The organism is Streptomyces sp. NPDC057543 (genome assembly GCF_042801895.1).
Classification (GTDB): domain Bacteria; phylum Actinomycetota; class Actinomycetes; order Streptomycetales; family Streptomycetaceae; genus Streptomyces.
In genome coordinates this window covers 1-16,527 of the sequence record NZ_JBHVFF010000193.1, presented here as the reverse complement: position 1 = coordinate 16,527, position 16,527 = coordinate 1, and the positions used below count along the sequence as shown (strand labels likewise).

General features: G+C 71.7%; 15 protein-coding genes. 6 read left to right on the top strand and 9 right to left on the bottom strand.

Features of this window, described 5'->3' with window-relative positions; all coding sequences use genetic code 11:
• Positions 1-68: 68 nt before the first annotated feature.
• The 3 genes from ACFU8Q_RS27530 to ACFU8Q_RS27520 are packed head-to-tail and all read left to right on the top strand — an operon-like array spanning position 69 to position 2,331.
• Entirely contained in the window at positions 69-884 is an 816-nt protein-coding gene (locus ACFU8Q_RS27530; protein WP_384458487.1) for a YceI family protein, read from the top strand.
• A gap of 9 nt (positions 885-893) precedes the next feature.
• On the top strand, positions 894-1,364 hold the full coding sequence (locus ACFU8Q_RS27525; RefSeq protein WP_384458485.1) for a PPOX class F420-dependent oxidoreductase: 471 nt from the start codon (positions 894-896) through the stop codon (positions 1,362-1,364).
• 7 nt (positions 1,365-1,371) lie between these two features.
• Positions 1,372-2,331: an NAD(P)-dependent oxidoreductase gene (locus ACFU8Q_RS27520; protein ID WP_384458483.1), complete on the top strand. Its 960-nt coding sequence runs from the start codon at positions 1,372-1,374 to the stop codon at positions 2,329-2,331.
• A gap of 15 nt (positions 2,332-2,346) precedes the next feature.
• Here ACFU8Q_RS27520 and ACFU8Q_RS27515 read toward each other — a convergent pair whose 3' ends face one another.
• Together ACFU8Q_RS27515 and ACFU8Q_RS27510 are read right to left on the bottom strand one after the other, a co-directional pair.
• The gene (locus tag ACFU8Q_RS27515) at positions 2,347-3,114 is read right to left on the bottom strand and encodes a TetR/AcrR family transcriptional regulator (RefSeq protein ID WP_384458481.1); all 768 of its coding nucleotides are present in this window, start codon (positions 3,112-3,114) and stop codon (positions 2,347-2,349) included.
• Between the two features lie 146 nt (positions 3,115-3,260).
• The gene (locus ACFU8Q_RS27510) at positions 3,261-4,790 is read right to left on the bottom strand and encodes an MFS transporter (protein ID WP_384458479.1); all 1,530 of its coding nucleotides are present in this window, start codon (positions 4,788-4,790) and stop codon (positions 3,261-3,263) included.
• A 146-nt stretch (positions 4,791-4,936) separates the two neighbouring features.
• Between ACFU8Q_RS27510 and ACFU8Q_RS27505 the strand changes: the two genes are divergently transcribed.
• Complete coding sequence (locus tag ACFU8Q_RS27505) at positions 4,937-5,806, top strand: endonuclease/exonuclease/phosphatase family protein (RefSeq protein ID WP_384458477.1); 870 nt, start codon at positions 4,937-4,939, stop codon at positions 5,804-5,806.
• A 35-nt stretch (positions 5,807-5,841) separates the two neighbouring features.
• Here the strand turns inward: ACFU8Q_RS27505 and ACFU8Q_RS27500 are convergent, their stop codons facing one another.
• From ACFU8Q_RS27500 to ACFU8Q_RS27470, 7 genes are all read right to left on the bottom strand, one after another.
• Positions 5,842-8,025: an ArnT family glycosyltransferase gene (locus tag ACFU8Q_RS27500; protein WP_384458476.1), complete on the bottom strand. Its 2,184-nt coding sequence runs from the start codon at positions 8,023-8,025 to the stop codon at positions 5,842-5,844.
• Positions 8,022-9,335: a glycosyltransferase gene (locus tag ACFU8Q_RS27495; RefSeq protein WP_384458474.1), complete on the bottom strand. Its 1,314-nt coding sequence runs from the start codon at positions 9,333-9,335 to the stop codon at positions 8,022-8,024. Before ACFU8Q_RS27495 ends, ACFU8Q_RS27500 begins: the two co-directional genes overlap by 4 nt.
• Positions 9,336-9,361: 26 nt before the next feature.
• Positions 9,362-10,912, bottom strand: a complete 1,551-nt coding sequence (locus tag ACFU8Q_RS27490) for an ATP-binding protein (RefSeq protein WP_384458491.1) — start codon at positions 10,910-10,912, stop codon at positions 9,362-9,364.
• Positions 10,913-10,940: 28 nt separating this feature from the next.
• Complete coding sequence (locus ACFU8Q_RS27485) at positions 10,941-11,678, bottom strand: response regulator transcription factor (RefSeq protein WP_384458473.1); 738 nt, start codon at positions 11,676-11,678, stop codon at positions 10,941-10,943.
• A 111-nt stretch (positions 11,679-11,789) separates the two neighbouring features.
• Positions 11,790-12,668 (bottom strand): amidohydrolase family protein, encoded by an 879-nt coding sequence (locus tag ACFU8Q_RS27480; protein ID WP_384458471.1) that lies wholly within the window; start codon positions 12,666-12,668, stop codon positions 11,790-11,792.
• Between the two features lie 78 nt (positions 12,669-12,746).
• Entirely contained in the window at positions 12,747-13,628 is an 882-nt protein-coding gene (locus tag ACFU8Q_RS27475) for a DUF2797 domain-containing protein (protein ID WP_384458489.1), read from the bottom strand.
• 174 nt (positions 13,629-13,802) lie between these two features.
• Positions 13,803-13,970: a hypothetical protein gene (locus tag ACFU8Q_RS27470; RefSeq protein ID WP_384458469.1), complete on the bottom strand. Its 168-nt coding sequence runs from the start codon at positions 13,968-13,970 to the stop codon at positions 13,803-13,805.
• Positions 13,971-14,042: 72 nt separating this feature from the next.
• Between ACFU8Q_RS27470 and sigJ the strand changes: the two genes are divergently transcribed.
• Both sigJ and ACFU8Q_RS27460 read left to right on the top strand, forming a co-directional pair.
• Positions 14,043-14,987 (top strand): RNA polymerase sigma factor SigJ, encoded by a 945-nt coding sequence (sigJ, locus tag ACFU8Q_RS27465; protein WP_384458467.1) that lies wholly within the window; start codon positions 14,043-14,045, stop codon positions 14,985-14,987.
• A gap of 93 nt (positions 14,988-15,080) precedes the next feature.
• Positions 15,081-16,277, top strand: coding sequence for an NAD(P)/FAD-dependent oxidoreductase (locus tag ACFU8Q_RS27460; RefSeq protein ID WP_384458465.1), 1,197 nt, complete (start codon positions 15,081-15,083; stop codon positions 16,275-16,277).
• Positions 16,278-16,527 lie beyond the last annotated feature (250 nt).

Here is a 16,527-nt window from a genome sequence, read left to right as displayed (position 1 = left end):
GGGGACGGCCTGCCGTCCCCGCCCCGGGGCCCGACTCATTGAGTCATTGAGCAAGGAGAGAAAACGGGATGGGACTTCGCGCACAGGTACGTACGCGGGACGGCTGGGCGGTCCAGCACGCGGTCGTGACGGTCACCGACATGACCGGCGCGCAGGTGCTGCGGGCCACCGCCGACGAGGACGGGGCGGTGCGGACCGAGACCTCGCTGCAGGCCGGCGCGTACACGGTGATCGTCACAGCGGTCGGGTACGCCCCCGCCGCGTCCACCGCCCTCGTCACGGCGAGCGGGCGGGTCGAGGCCGGCACGGTGGTGCTGGCCCGCCAGGGCGGCGTGGAGCTGCCGCCGCCGGGCACCTGGTCGCTGGACCCGGCGCACTGCTCGGTGGGCGCGGTCGCGCAGCACCTGGGGATCTCCAGCGTGCACGGCCGGTTCACCGAGTTCGGCGGCCGGATCGAGATCGCCGAGGACGTACATCAGTCACGGGTCGACGCCGTCATCAGCGCGGCCAGCATCGACACCGGCAACGGCATGCGCGACAAGCACCTGCGCTCGCCGGACTTCCTGGACGCGGACCGGTTCCCGGAGATCACGTACCGCTCGAGCGGGCTGACCCCGGCGGGCCCCGACCGCTGGCTGGTCCACGGCGAGCTGACGATGCACGGCATCGTGCGCCCGGTCGACCTGGACCTGAGTTACCTCGGGACGGGCCCGGACCCGTGGGGCGGGGTGCGCGCGGCGTTCAACGCGACGGCGGAGCTGCGCCGCGAGGACTTCGCCATGAACTACAACCAGGTGGTGCAGGCGGGCATCTCCGCGATCGGTACGACGCTGCGGGTGGAGCTCGACATCCAGGCCGTGCAGGGCGAGTCGCTGCCGTCGTAGTCTGCGGACATGGCACCCCACATCGCTACGAACACCGCCGTGGAACTCGACGAGTTGCTGGCTTTCGTACGGCCCAGGCACCGGGCGATCCTGCTGACCACACGGTCCGACGGCCGCCCCCAGGGCTCGCCGCTGACCTGCGGCGTCGACGACGCGGGCCGGATCGTCGTCTCGACCTACCCCGAACGGGCCAAGACCCGCAACGCGAAACGGGACCCCAGGGTCAGCGTGATCGTGCTGTCGGACGACTGGAACGGGCCGTGGGTCCAGATCGACGGTTCGGCCGAAGTGATCGATTCACCCGATTCGGTCGAGCCGCTCGTCGAGTACTTCCGGAACATCTCGGGTGAGCACCCGGACTGGGACGAGTACCGGGCGGCGATGGTGAAGCAGGGGAAGTCGATCATCCGGATCACTCCGGAGCGGTGGGGTCCGGTCGCCACGGGCGGCTTCCCCGCCCATCTGGCGTCCGGCAGCTGACGGCCGGATGCGCGACCGTATACGTGTTCCGGCGCCGGACCTGCTCGCGCGGGCCCGGCTGCTGGTCGCACCGACGGTGGACGCCACCGTCGTACGCGAACTGGAGCGGATCACGGGCCGCCCCGTGGAACAGGGTTCGTCCCGCACGGCGCCGGACGAGCCCTTCATCCAGGTCGGGGCCTCGCTGCCGGACGCGCTGCGGCACGGGCCACTCGTGTGGTTCCACAGCGTGAACGCCGGTACGGACGCCCTGCTGGCCGCCGGACCGTGGCCGTCCGGGGCGCTGCTCACCCGGACGGTGGGCCGCATGGGGGAACGCATCGCCCAGTACGTGCTGGCCTGGGTGCTCGCCGACTGCCAGTCCGTCGCCGAGTTCGCCGCTCAGCACTCCCGGGCCGAGTGGCGCCGTATCCCCTCCGAGCTCGCCGCCGGCCGGACCGTGGTGATCTACGGAACCGGCCGCATCGGTTCGGCCGTCGCCGGTCTCCTGCGGGGGTGCGGCATCCGAACGGTGGGCGTGGGACGCGCGGCGCGTACGGCGCCGGTGACGGGCTTCGACCGGGTCGTCGGGGCCGGCCAGGACACGGAGGCGCTCGGCTCGGCGCGGTGGGTGGTGTCCACGCTGCCGTTCACCCCCGATACGGCGGGGTTCTTCGGGGCGGAGCGGTTCACGGCTCTGGGCGGCGCCACGTTCATCAACGTCGGCCGGGGCGCGACGGTGGACATGGGCGCGCTGGAGGCCGCTCTGCACGCCGGTGCGGTGGGGCGCGCGGTGCTCGACGTACTGCCCCAGGAGCCCGCCGCGCCCGGTGACCGGTGCTGGCAGCTGCCCCGTACGGTGATCACCTCGCACTCCGCGGGCATCACCGCGGACGAGGACATCGTCGCGGACTTCGCCGCGTGCTGGGAGGCGGTGGCGGCGGGGCGGGTGCCGGACACGGCCGTGGACGTGGGGCGGGGGTATTGAGGGACGAGCGAGGTCTCAGCGGCTCTCGCGGTCCCGCATCGCTTCGATGCCCGCGATCAGCAGGTCCAGGGCGAAGGTGAAGTCCCGGTCGCGCATCTCCTCGACCGTGTCGCCGCCGCGGGCGTCCATCAGGTCCTGCGAGTCCTCGACGATCCGGCTGAGCTGCGGCTGGCTCCGGATGGCGCCCAACGCCTGCTGGAAGAACTCGTCCTGGCTCAGCCCCGTCTCCGCGCTGCGCTGCACGAAGTGGGCCTCGATGGTGCCGAATCCGTAGACGAACTGGAAGACCGCGGAGAGCGCGCCGGTCTGCTGGTGCAGTGGTAGCCCCGTCGCCCGGATCACGTCCTGGATGGCGTGCGAGAACAGCATCGAGTACGGGCCCATGTTGAGGAAGTGACCGGCGAGCGGTGATGCCCAGACATGGCGGACCAGCAGTTCACGGTAGGAGACGGCGAGTTCGCGCAGCCGGTCGTGCCAGTGCGCGTCCTCGCGAGGGGGCGCGATCTCGCGGTAGACCGAGTCGAGGGCCAGCTCCAGCAGATCGTCCTTGGTGTCCACGTACCAGTAGAGGGACATCGCGGTGACGTCCAGTTCGGCGGCGAGCCGGCGCATGGAGAACTTGGCGAGGCCCTCGGCGTCCAGCAGCCGGACCGACGCCGCGGTGATCTTCTCCCGGTCGAGGCCGGCCGGCTGGTCCGATTTGCGGGCGCGCGACGGTGTCCGCTGTTCCAGCCACACACTGGTCCTGGCAGGGTTCTTCACACGGTCGGCCGCGGACACCATGTCACACTCTCCTCGTCTTGCCGGTGGGGCGGATCGGATACGTATCTTCCGCGCGACGGACCGGCTGTGTACCTGCCCGCACGACCCGGTTGCGTACCTGCACGGCCGAAGCGGATTCGTACGGTCCGATGCGCCCCGCCTCGATGCTATGCCGCCGTCGCGGCCCCGGCCGAGGCCGCCCGGGCGGATTCCGCCCGCTCCGCACGGCGCAGGAGCGCCGCGGCCAGCAGGCCGCCGGCCAGCACCGCCACCGCACCGACGAGCTGGCTGGTCTCCAGTCCCGAGGTGAAGGCGTCCGTGATCCGCGCCCGCTCGCCGGCATCGGTGGCCGAGGCCAGCGCGGCGGGCAGCGAGGCCGCCCCGACGGCCGCCGGCACGAGCGCCGCGAACCGGGAGTGGAGCACCGCGCCGAGCACGGCGACCCCGAGCCCGTTGCCGAACTCGGCGAGCGTGCCGTTGACCCCCGCGCCCACGCCCGCCTTCTCCGGCGGAATGGCGCTCATGATCGCGTTGGCCATGGCGGGCATGGCGAGCGCGATGCCCGCTCCCATCACGACCAGGCCGAGCAGCATGCCGCCGTAGCCGTTGCCGCCGAGCAGCGCGATCGCGGCGAGTCCGGCGGCCAGCAGGCTCATGCCGGCCGCGATGGTGACGGGCGTACCCAGCTTGGGCACCAGCCTGGCGCCCAGTCCGGTGAGGTTCAGGGCGACGACGCTCAGCGCCAGCGGAGCCGTACGCAGGCCGGCCTCCAGCGGCCCGTAGCCGAGGACGAACTGGAGCTGCTGAGTGAGCAGGAACAGCGAGCCGCCCATCCCGAAAGCGACCAGGATCGCGCCCGCGACAGCGCCGATGAACTTCTGGTTCCGGAAGAAGTGCATGTCCAGCATCGGGTACGGGATGTGCAGCTCCCACAGCACGAACCCGGTCAGTACGGCGACCCCGCCGAAGGCGGTCAGCAGCACCTGGCCCGACGCCCAGCCGTGCTCCGGACCGGAGATGATCGCGTACACGACGGACGCCATGCCGATGGTGGAGAGCAGCGCGCCCAGCAGGTCGGGGCGCTCACTGCTGGAGGTCTTGAACTCCGGGACGAGGCGGGCCACGGCGACCAGGCCGATGACCGCGACCGGTATGTTGATCAGGAAGATCGCGCCCCACCAGAAGTGGTCGAGCATCACGCCGCCGATCAGCGGACCGACGGCGAAGCCGAGCGAGCTGACGGTCGACCAGATGCCGATCGCCTTGACCCGCTCGGAGTCGTCGAAGATCTGCACGACGACGGCCAGGGTCGTCGTCAGCAGCAGCGCACCGCCGATGCCCATGCCCGCGCGGGCGGCGATCAGCTGCGCGGACGACTGGGCGAGTCCGGCAACCAGCGAACCGATGCCGAACAGGGCGAGCCCCGCGATGAGCATCTTCTTGCGGCCGTAGCGGTCGGCGGAACTGCCGGCCGTGAGCAGCAGACCCGACTGGACCAGCGAATAGGCGCTGATCATCCATTGCACGTCGGCGGTGGAGGCGTCCAGCTCCCGGGTGAGGGAGGGGATCGCCACGTTGAGCACGGTGTTGTCGAGCAGCACGGTGAGCTGGGCGAGGCAGATGACGCCGAGAATCAGCCAGCGTTGCGGGTGGCTCGGCGGCGAGAGGTGGTGCTGCTCGGCGGCGGTCGCCGTCATGCGGACTCCTGATCCTGGGTTCTTATACGGTGTACAGGCACGAGCCATACACCGTATAGCTCGCCGCATACGGTGTACAACTCATTTTCGCGCGGTACCGTGCTCGCCGCTGATCCGACAGCTGATCCGACAAAGGCTGGAGTGGTATGTCACTGCGTCGTCGTACGGTGGTCGCTCTCATCGCAGCGGGCCTCTCGGGGGCCGCCCTCGCACCTCCCGCATCGGCCGCCGGGCAGGGACCCGCGGTGCCGCTGCGCGTGGTCACCTACAACATCCATGCGGGCGCCGGCATGGACAACGTCTTCGATCTCGACCGGCAGACGGCCGAACTGCGCGCACTGGACGCCGATGTGATCGGGCTCCAGGAGGTCGATGTCCACTGGGGCACCCGCAGCGAGTGGCGCGATCTGGCGCGTGAGCTGGCCGAGCGGCTGCACATGTACGTCTCGTTCGCCCCGATCTACAGCCTCGATCCGCCGGAACCCGGTGCGCCCCGGCGTGAATTCGGGGTCGCGGTGCTGTCCAGGCACCGGATCGTGAGCGCCGAGAACCACGAGATCACCCGGCTCTCCACCCAGGACCCGAACCCGGTACCGGCCCTCGCGCCCGGCTTCGGCGAAGTGGTCCTGCGGGTGAAGGGGCTGCCCGTGCATGTGTATGTGACGCATCTCGACTACCGCGCCGACCCGTCCGTACGGGCCGCCCAGGTCGCCGACACCCGCCGGATCATGGCGCAGGACGCGGCGCAGGGGGCCGGGGCGGGGCGGCAGAAGGTGCGGCAGATCCTGCTCGGCGACTTCAACGCGGCACCGGGCGCTCCCGAACTCGCCCCGCTGTGGAAGGAACTGACGGACGTCGAGCCCGGCGGGCCGACGTACCCGGCGCAGGATCCGGTGCAGCGGATCGACTACGTGGCGGTGTCGAAGGATTCCGTACGGGTACGCGACGCGGCGGTGGCCGAGACGCTCGCCTCGGACCACCGCCCGGTTGTCGCGGATCTGCTGCTGCGGCGCTGAGCCGGTGCCCGACCGCTCGTCTACGCGCCGCTCGTCTACGCGCCATCCTTCGGCCGGGTCAGGTCGTAGAAGGTGGCGCCGCCGGCCGTGACCTTCTCGAAGTTCTCCTCCACCCAGGAGGAGATCCGGGACGCGGTGCCGCTGTTGGCGCCGCCTGCGCCCATTCCGCCTGTTCCGCCGCCGATGAAGTAGTGGATCCTGCCGTCCTCGACGTACTTCTTGAATTGGGAGAGCGTCGGGGACGGGTCGCTTCCGTTGAAGCCGCCGATCGCCATCACCGGTTCTCCGGTGGCGAGTTGGTAGCTCGCGGCGTTCTGCGAACCGATGGCGGCAGCGGCCCAGGTGTAGTCCCCGGCGTTCGTCTCCAGGAGCTTCCTCGCCTCGGTACCGACGGACGAACCGTTGAGCAGGCCACCCAGGCCGCCGCCTCCGCTGCCTCCGCCGTCGTCTCCACCGTTGCGTCCGCCGGGGAAGCCGCCCTCGGGCGTGCCGCCGGGGGCGGTGCCCGGAGTGTTGCCCGGCGCCGTGCCGGGCATGGCTCCCGGCGGCACGCCGTTCTGCCGGTTGCCGCCCTGGCCGCCGGTGGGGGGCTGTCCCATGCCGCCGCCCTGTTGACCGTCCTGCCCGGGAGGCCGCGTTCCGCCACGGGGACCGCCGCCCCGGCCGCCCATCGAGTCGGCGCCGGACGGGCCGGCCGTGACGATCGAGCCCTGATGTCCGGTGTTCAGCGTGGCGAGGGTGTACGCCGTCGGCCCCGCCAGCGACGCCACGAAGCTCACCAACACGGCCGCGAGCGACAGCCGGCGCCCGAGACCCGCGGCGAGCAGCAGCGCCGCCGCGCCCGCCAGACCCCCGATGAGGACGGCCCAGCGCAGCCACGGCAGGTAGTCCTGGGTACGCCCCAGCAGGACGTACGACCAGAGCGCCGTCACCGCGACCGCGACGGCGAGCGCCCCGCGCGCCCACCACCGGGCCCGTTCCTCCCACAGGACCGTGGCGCCCATGCCGACGAGCGCCGCGAGATACGGCGCCAGGGCGACCGTGTAGTACTGGTGGAAGATGCCGGCCATGAAGCTGAAGACGACGACCGTCATCAGCAGCGAGCCGCCCCACGCGAGGAACGCCGCACGGGCCGTGTCCGTGCGCCGGGCCCGCCAGGTCAGCCAGACACCCGCGACGAGCAGGATCAGCGCGGCCGGCAGCAGCCAGGAGATCTGGCCGCCGACCTCGGAGCCGAACATCCGGCCTATGCCGGTCTCGCCCCACTGACCGCCGGACGGGCCACCGCCACCGCCTCCTCCGACGCTGCCGGTCTCGTCACCATTGATCCGGCCGAGCCCGTTGTAGCCGAAGGTCAGCTCCAGGAAGGAGTTGTTCTGCGAGCCGCCGATGTACGGACGCGACGAGGCGGGCCACAATTCGACGATCGCCACCCACCAGCCGCCCGCGACGGCCATCGCGAGCGCGGAGAGGCCGAGTTGACCGAACCGTTTGCGTACGGATACCGGCGCGAACACCGCGTACAGAACGGCCAGCGGTGGCAGGATCAGAAAGGCCTGCAGGGTCTTCGACAGGAACGCGATCCCGACGGCGACGCCCGCCCACACCAGCCACTTGGTCCGGCCGTTCTCCATCGCGCGCAGCACGCAGTAGACGGTGACGGTCATCAGCAACGCCAGCAGCGCGTCCGGGTTGTTGAAGCGGAACATCAGCGCGGCGACGGGCGTGAGCGCGAACACCGCCATCGCGATCAGCCCGGCGGCCGCGTTGAAACGGCGGCGCACGGCCGCGTACAGCACCCCGGCCGTGGCCACCCCCATCAGCACCTGCGGAACCAGGATCGACCACGAGCCGAGGCCGAAGACACGCACCGACAGGGCCATCGGCCAGAGCGCGGCCGGGGGCTTGTCGACCGTGATCGCGTTCGCGGCGTCCAAGGAGCCGAAGAAGAAGGCCTTCCAGCTCCGGCTGCCCGCCTGAACGGCTGCGGAGTAGAAGGAGTTGGCGTACCCGGAGGCACTGAGGTTCCACACGTACGCGAGCCCGATGACCAGCAGCATGGCGAGGAAGGCGGGCCGCGCCCAGCTCGGGTCCTCGGGCCTACCCCGCCATATGCGGTGCGCGAAGGGTTTGTTCGGCCGTGCGTGGCCGGTCCCGGCAACCGGTGGCGGCGGCGCGTCCGGCGGGGCCGGAAGGCGGTCGGGGGGCAGCGTGGTCATCGGACGTTCCTCAGTTCGTGGTGAGTGTCGTCGCCGCGCCCGGCCGGGCGGGCCTCCGTGGCGGCCCGCTCCGGGAAGACCCAGGCGCGGAAGAGCAGGAATCGCAGCACCGTCGCCGCGAGGTTGGCCGCGATCAGCACGGCGAGTTCCGTGCCGTGCGACGGCGTCCTGGACGCCGCTCCCAGCGCGGCCAGTGAGCCACTGGTCAGCGCGAGACCAATGGCGAAGACGACCAGGCCCTGCGCCTGGTGGCGTACGGCCCCGCCCCGGCCGCGTACGCCGAAGGTGAGCCTCCGGTTGGCCGCCGTATTGGCGACGGCCGACACCAGCAGCGCGCCACCGTTGGCGATCTGCGGGCCGACGCCCAGCCGGAAGAGCGAGTACAGGGCGAGATAGAAGAGCGTGGAGAGTGCGCCGACGACGCAGAACCCGACGAGCTGCCGGGCCAGGCCGCCCGGCACCCCGCTCAGCGCGCGGTCGCGCGGATCGTCCCCGAAGGGCCGGGCCAGCCGGTCCAGCGGCAGTGCGCCGACCGCCAGCGCCCGCCCCACCCGCCACACGCCTTTCAGGTCCTCGGTCGCCGTCCGCACGATGTGAACGGTGGAGTCCGGGTCGTCGACCCAGTCGACCGGCACCTCGTGGATGCGCAGCCCGGCACGCTCGGCGAGCACCAGCATCTCGGTGTCGAAGAACCACCCGGTGTCCTCCACCATCGGCAGCAGCCGCTGCGCGACGTCCCGCCGGATGGCCTTGAACCCGCACTGCGCATCGCTGAACCGGGCGGCCAGCGACGAGCGGAGAATGAGGTTGTAGGCGCGTGAGATGAACTCCCGCTTCGATCCGCGCACCACCCGCGAGCTACGGGCCAGCCGCGAGCCGATCGCCAGGTCCGAGTGGCCCGAGATCAGCGGAGCGACCAGCGGCAGCAGCGCGTTGAGGTCGGTGGAGAGATCGACGTCCATGTATGCCAGGACCGGCGCGTCCGAGTGCGACCAGACGGTACGCAGCGCACGCCCGCGGCCCTTCTCCTCCAGCCGGTACGACCGCACCCGGGGCAGCGCCGCCGCCAGCCGGGCCGCCACCTGCGGTGTCCGGTCGGTGCTCGCGTTGTCCGCGACGGTGATCCGGAAGGCGTACGGGAAGGTGCGCGCCAGATGGTCGTGCAGGCGCAGCACACACGGTTCGAGGTCCTGCTCCTCGTTGTAGACGGGTACCACCACATCGAGTACGGGTGCACCTGCCGCATCGACCGCTCCGGCGAGGAGATGGTCCCGGGCCGGCAGGGCGCTCCAAGGAGTGTCGGTTCGCATGCCGTCGACACTCACCGGCCCCGCTGTCACGCCGATGTGCTGAGCCTGTCCCCCTGCTGTGAGTGCGCCGGGTCGACGGACGCCGCGGGCAGCTGGACGGCGAACACCGTACGCCCCGGGACCGACGACACCTCCACCCGGCCGCCGTGCGCGGCGACGACGGCCTGCACGATGGCGAGTCCGAGCCCGGTGGAGCCCGCGTGGCGGGAGCGCGAGGCATCGCCGCGCGCGAACCGTTCGAAGACGTGCGGCAGCAGTTCGGGCGGAATACCGGGCCCGTCGTCCCGGACCTCCAGCGTCACCCACGGTCGGCCGGCCCCGGCACGCACCCGCACGGTGACGGTGGTGCCGGGCGGGGTGTGCGTACGGGCGTTCGCCAGCAGATTGACCAGCACCTGATGGAGCCGGGTCGGATCACCGTGCACGGTCGCGGGCTCGTCCGGCAGTTCGAGGCGCCAGTGGTGCTCCCCCCGCCCGGCGGCGCGGGTATCGCTCACCGCGTCGACGACGACCGGCGAGAGATCGGTGCTCTCGTGATTGAGCGGGCGCCCGGCATCCAGGCGGGCAAGCAGCAGCAGATCCTCCACCATGCCCGTCATCCGCTCCGCCTCGGACTCGATCCGCCCCAGCGCGTGCCGGGTGTCGGGACCGGTCTCCTCGCGGCCGCGCCGGGTCAGTTCGGCGTATCCGCGGATCGAGGCCAGCGGGGTGCGCAGCTCATGGCTGGCGTCCGCGACGAACTGACGCACCCGCATCTCGCTCTCCTGGCGCACCTCCAGCGCCGAACCGACGTGGCCCAGCATCCGGTTGAGGGCCGCGCCCACCTGCCCGACCTCGGTCCGCGGATCGGCCTCCGCGTCCGGGACCCGCTCCAGGAGGGCCACCTCGCCGCTGTGCAGCGGGAGTTCGGAGACCCGGGTCGCGGTCGCGGCGACCCGGCGCAGCGGACGCAGCGCGACACCGACCATGGCGGCGCCCGCGATCCCGGCCGCGATCAGACCGGCGCCGGTGACACAGACCTCGACGAGGATCAGGGTGGTGAGGGCGCCGTGCACCTCGGCGGCGGGGATGCCGACGAGGATCGTCGTCCCCTGCGGCCCCGCGACCGCCTCCACCCGGTTGGCGCCGAGCCCGGGCAGATCGATGCTTCGCGCCCCGCCATCCGCAGGCGTGTCCGCCGCGGCCAGGGCCTTCTGCTGGGCTCCGGTCATCGGGTGCCCGCTCTCCTCGGCCCCCGATCCCGGCGTGGCCGGGGGTTCCGGGACCACCCGCGACTCGGTGACCGAACCGTCCACCAGAACGGCCCCGAAGGCACCGACGGGCAGCCCGCGCCCGTCGACGAAGGCCAGCGGATCGCCGTCGGGCAGCGCACCGCCGGACATCGGCCCCCCGCCACCGGGCGGCTTCGCGGCCCGCATGGCGATGGTGTCCAGCTGGTCGTCGAGCTTGCCGTACATGTAGCTGCGGAAAGCGATGGTGGTGACCGAACCGATGACCGCGGCCACCACGGCGATCAGCGTCACCGCCGAGACCACGAGCCGGGTCCGCAGCGTCCACGGCCCCCGCCACCGGTACATGCGCCTGCCCACCGGTCTACTCACCGGTCTATTCACCAGGCTTGATGAGATACCCCGCCCCGCGCCGGGTGTGGATCATCGGCGACCGTCCGGCGTCGATCTTCTTGCGCAGATACGAGATGTACAGCTCGACGACGTTCGCCTGCCCGCCGAAGTCGTAGTTCCACACCCGGTCGAGGATCTGCGCCTTGCTCAGCACCCGCCGCGGATTGCGCATCAGGAAGCGCAGCAGCTCGAACTCGGTCGCGGTGAGGTGGATGGACGTACCGCCCCGGCTGACCTCGTGGCTGTCCTCGTCCAGCGTCAGATCGCCGACGACGAGCGTCGACTCGCTGCGTACGGCCGCCGTACCGGAGCGCCGGATCAGCCCGCGCAGCCGCGCCACGACCTCCTCCAGGCTGAACGGCTTGGTCACGTAGTCGTCGCCGCCCGCCGTGAGCCCCGCGATCCGGTCCTCCACCGCGTCGCGCGCGGTCAGGAACAGCACGGGAATCTCGGAGAGCTCCCGCCGGAGTCTGCCGAGGACGGCGAACCCGTCCGTGTCGGGCAGCATCACATCGAGGATCACCGCGTCGGGCCGGAAGTCGCGCGCCATGCGCACGGCAGCGGCACCGTCCCCGGCGCTGCGCACCTCCCAGCCCTCGTAACGCAGCGCCATGGAGAGCAGCTCGGCGAGCGGAGCCTCGTCGTCCACCACGAGCACGCGGACGGGGGTGCGGTCCGCCCTCAGCAGTTCGGTACGCCCCTGGGGCAAGGTCGTCGTCATGACCCCACCCTGTGAGGCTCCTCTGAGAGGGCTCTTTCCCAATTCTGTGAATTCCCTGAGAAAACGGCCCTGCACCGCCCTCCACCACCTGTCGGCGCCCCCCAGTCCCCTTCAGCTCACGTCGAACAACACACTCGCGTTGCCGTGACAGACCGCCCGCAGCCAGTCGTCCCCCAACTCCAGCCGCTCCAGGGCATGCAGCTGATGAACGTACGGATACGGGATGTTCGGAAAGTCCGTGCCCAGCAGAATCCGGTCCCCGAGCGCCGCGAGCCGCCCCCGCTCGGCCACCGGGAACGGCATGAAGTCCTCCGTGAAGTCCGTGAAGGCCATCGTCGTATCGAGCCGTACCTCCGGGTACGCCTCCGCCAGCGCCAGGAACTCCGCGTACTCCGGCATCCCCATGTGCGCCACGATCAGCCGCAGCCGCGGATGCCGGGCGAGCAGTCGGCCGACCGGTTCGGGCCCCGTGTGCTTGCCGGGCGCCGGCCCCGAGCCGCAGTGCATCACCACCGGCACCCCGGCCTCCGCGAGCAGCCCCCACACCGGCTCCAGCAGCGGGTCGTTGGCGTCGTACGCGCCCACCTGGACGTGCGACTTGAAGACCCGAGCCCCCGCCTCCACGGCCTCGCGCACGTACCGCTCCACGCCCTCCTCCGGGAAGAACGTCGCGGTGTGCAGGCAGTTGGGCACCCGGTGAGCGAAGTCGGCCGCCCAGCCGTTCAGCCAGGCCGCCATCCCCGCCTTGTGCGGGTAGAGCATCGAGGTGAACCGGAGCACACCGAACGAGCGCAGCAGCGCGAGGCGTTCGTCCTCGTCGTGCCGGTACTCGATCGGCCACTCCATCCCGGTCAGCGGCCCCGCGGAGTCGAAGTACGCCCAGACCTTGCGCAGCACCCGATCCGGCATGAAGTGCGTATGGACATCGATGATCCCGGGCAGCCCCAGCCGTTCCCGGAACCGCATGACGTCGTCTGCGTCACCACTCATCACGCGCCCCTTTCACCGCCCGGCCCCGACGATTCCCACGTCCGTCCCGACGATTGCGACCATCCGGCCCCGACGATCTCAGAACAGCCCGCCCTGCACACCGCCGCCCCCGATGTCGGCCACCGGCACGCCCACCCCGGCCCGCGCGTCGGCGCCCGACAGTTCCCAGCCGGTCATCAGCCGGGTGTCCAGCACCACGACCCCGTGCGTCACCGTCTCCAGATGCAGATCGGGCCCGGCCGCCGCCACCAGCCGCCCCGCGACCACACCCCCGTCCACCAACTCGGTGACCGCCCACGCCACCTCGACCGCGCCGTCCAGCCCGAACACCCCGGCGTGATCGACCGCCTCGAACGGCAACCGCTCCAACGACTCCGGCCACCCGGTCCCCTCCAGTGCCGCAGCCCGCGCGTAGAGCTCCGCCACCTCGGCGCGCCGCTCCGCCGCCCCCGGCAGCGCCGCGCGCACGGCCCGCTTCCTGGCGTACGGAATCCGGTCCGGCACCCCGAGCGCGGAGCGCAGCAGTTCCTCGGTCCGCCGCGCCGCCATCAACGGCCCCCGTCCCAGCCAGCTGAACACCACGGCCCCCTGCTCCCGCAGCCGCGCCGCCTCCCGCTCCTCGGCGGTGATCCCGACCTTCACCATCCCCGGCCCGAACCAAGCGAGATACACGCGGTACGTCCGGGGGTCGTCGGCGATCGTGTCGGCGGCCACCGAATGCGCCCGGTCCAGCCGCGCACACTCCGGACACCGCGCCCCCGTGCTCCGCCCCGCCACCACGGCCCCCAGCGGACATACGTTCCCGCGCGCCCCGACACAGTGCCGCCACCCCGCGGCCCGGAACCCGAGCTCCGTCCCGTACGCCGGCGCACTCTCCCGCACGACCCCGCCCCGCCGCCACCCCAGCACGGGCACCCCCTGCGCATCCGGCCACCGCAGCCCGGTGCACTGCCACCCCATGCACCCCATGCGTGAACTCCCGAATTCCGATTCCTGCGAAGGGAAAGCCAAGAGGCCCCCGGACAACGGCGGATTCGAAGGGCCTCTTTCCACTGTGCACTCGGCAGGATTCGAACCTGCAACCTTCTGATCCGTGGCTCTGGCCGGATCGGTCGGCGACGGCCATTCCGGCCACTACGAGACCCCGGAGAGACGGTAGCGGACAGGGGCGGTTGCCGGGTTGCGGTACTCGGCTGCTGTACGCCGCTCAATACCGCGAGCGCGCCTTGTCCCGTAGACACGAAAAATGAAGCGTTCGATCCGGTCACCGCGATCCACCGCCTCCGGCAGGTCGAACAGCATCGGCCGAGTGGCGCAGGGCCGCAGGACGCAGCCCAGGGCCCGTCGCGCGCCGTGAGAGCTAGGATCCGGGCCATGGCTCTGACCGTGAACCACATGGACCGGTTCGAGGCCTCCATGCCCCGCCTGGAGGCCATCGCCTACCGCCTCCTCGGCTCCGCGAGCGACGCCGAGGACGCCGTGCAGGAGACGTTCCTGCGCTGGCAGGCCGCCGACATCGACCGCATCGAGGTCCCCGAGGCCTGGCTGACGAAGGTCCTCACCAACCTGTGCCTCAACCAGCTCACCTCGGCCCGCGCCCGGCGCGAGACCTATGTGGGCCAATGGCTGCCCGAGCCGCTGCTCGCCGGGGACCCGATGCTCGGCCCGGCCGACACCGCCGAGCAGCGCGAATCGGTCTCGTACGCGGTCCTCGCCCTCATGGAGCGCCTCTCACCCAACGAGCGGGTGGTGTATGTGCTGCGGGAGGCCTTCGACTACCCGCACCGGAAGATCGCGGAGATCCTCGACATCACCGAGGCCGCCAGCCAGCAGATCTTCCACCGCGCCAAGAGGCACGTCGCGGACGGCAAGGCCCGCGCCGAGATCGACGAGGCCGCCGCCCGGCGGATCATCGAGGAGTTCCTCGCGGCCGCCACCAGCGGCCGGACCGAGCCGCTCGTGCGACTGCTCACCGAAGACGCCATCTCGATCGGCGACGGCGGCGGGAAGGTCCCGGCCCGTGCCAAGGCGTTCGAGGGCGCCCTCGCGGTCGCGAAGTTCATGCGAGGCCTGTTCAAACCCGGCAAGGCCAAGCGCGCCATCGCCGGCGGCTCCCCCGAGGTCTACGCCACGACCGCCAACGGCGCCCCCGCCGTCGTGGCGGTCCTCGACGGCCGGGTCATCGGCATCATGTGCCTGGAGGTCACCGCCGAGGGCATCGCCGCGTTCCGCAACCAGGTCAACCCCGACAAGCTCGAACGCGCGACCCAGCGGTGGGCGGCCACCGACCACGGGGAACCTCTGTTCCACGCCTTCTGAGCCCGCTGTGAGGTGCTTCACATCCCGTTCCTGTCAGGAAACGGCGGGCTGCCCGGTTCAAGTGGCGAAACCGCGCGAGACAGGAGCCAGGAAATGCAGCACCGCGTCATCGTCATCGGAGCCGGATACACCGGAGCCATCGCCGCCGGGCGCCTCGCCAAGCGACTGCGCCGCGAGGACGTCGCCATCACCCTCGTCAACGCCGAGCCCGACTTCGTCGAGCGCGTCCGGATGCACCAGCTGGCGGTCGGCCAGGACCTCAAACCCCGGCCCTTCAGCGAGATGTTCGCAGGCACCGGCGTCGAACTGAAGCTCGCCAAGGTCACCGGCGTCGACGTCGACCGCAGGACCGTCGCCGTCATCGACCCGAACGGCGCCGAGGAGCTGGAGTACGACAGCCTCGTGTACGCCCTCGGCAGCGGCTGGCACACCCGAGGCGTCCCCGGCACCGCCGAGCACGCCCACGAGATCGCCGGCCGCCCCGGAGCGCTCCGGCTGCGCGAGCGCCTGGCCGGCCTGGACGCCGGACAGCCCGTGGTCGTCGTCGGCGGCGGCCTCACCGGCCTGGAGACCGCGACCGAGATCGCCGAGTCCCGCCCGGACCTCGACGTCGCTCTCGCCGCCCGCGGCGGGCTCGGCGACTGGCTCGCGCCCAAGGGCCGCCGGCACCTGCGGAAGGTCTTCGACAGGCTCGGCATCACCGTGCACGAGCACACCGCCGTCACCGGCGTGGAGGCCGACCGCGTCGCCACCGCCGACGGCAAGTCCGTCCCGGCCGCGGTCACCGTGTGGACCACCGGCTTCGCGGTCCACCCGATCGCGAAGGCCACCTCTCTGGAGGTCACCGACACGGGCCGGATCGTGGTCGACGGGACCATGCGCTCGGTCTCGCACCCGGACGTGTACGCCATCGGCGACGCGGCCATGGTGATGGGCCCCGGCGACAAGCCGCTGCGGATGTCGTGCGCCTCGGGCACCCCCACCGCGTGGCAGGCCGCCGACGCCATCGCGGCACGCCTGACCGGCGGGAAGCTCCCGAACGCGCCGCTCCGCTACTTCAACCAGTGCATCTCACTGGGCCGCAGGGAAGGCGTGATCCAGTACGTCACCGCCGACGACCGCGCCGTTCGGGCGGCCCTGACCGGGCGGCTCGCCGCCGTCTACAAGGAGCTGGTCTGCAAAGGCGCGGCCTGGAGCGTCGCCAACCCGACGCTCGGGATGCCGACCCGGCGCCGCCGCGTCGTGCAGGAGCGGGCCCGGACGGGCTCGGCCGTCAAGGCGTCGGCCTGACCCGGGCGGGCCTCTGCGTGCACGGACGACAACTCGGGCTCCGGCCCGAACAGGTGGGTGAAGCCGCGCAGGTCGGCCGCCCCCGTCACGGGGCCGCAGGCACCCGCGAAGCGTCACCGTGGATTCCGGCTCGCCGACTCGAGCCGGGCGCTCGCCCTGGCCGCCCGGCCCCGGCCCACTTTTGCTCCACGGCCCGTCAAGACCGCCGTCGACGCAAAAGCCAGGGGCCCTCAGGATTTCTCCTGAGGGC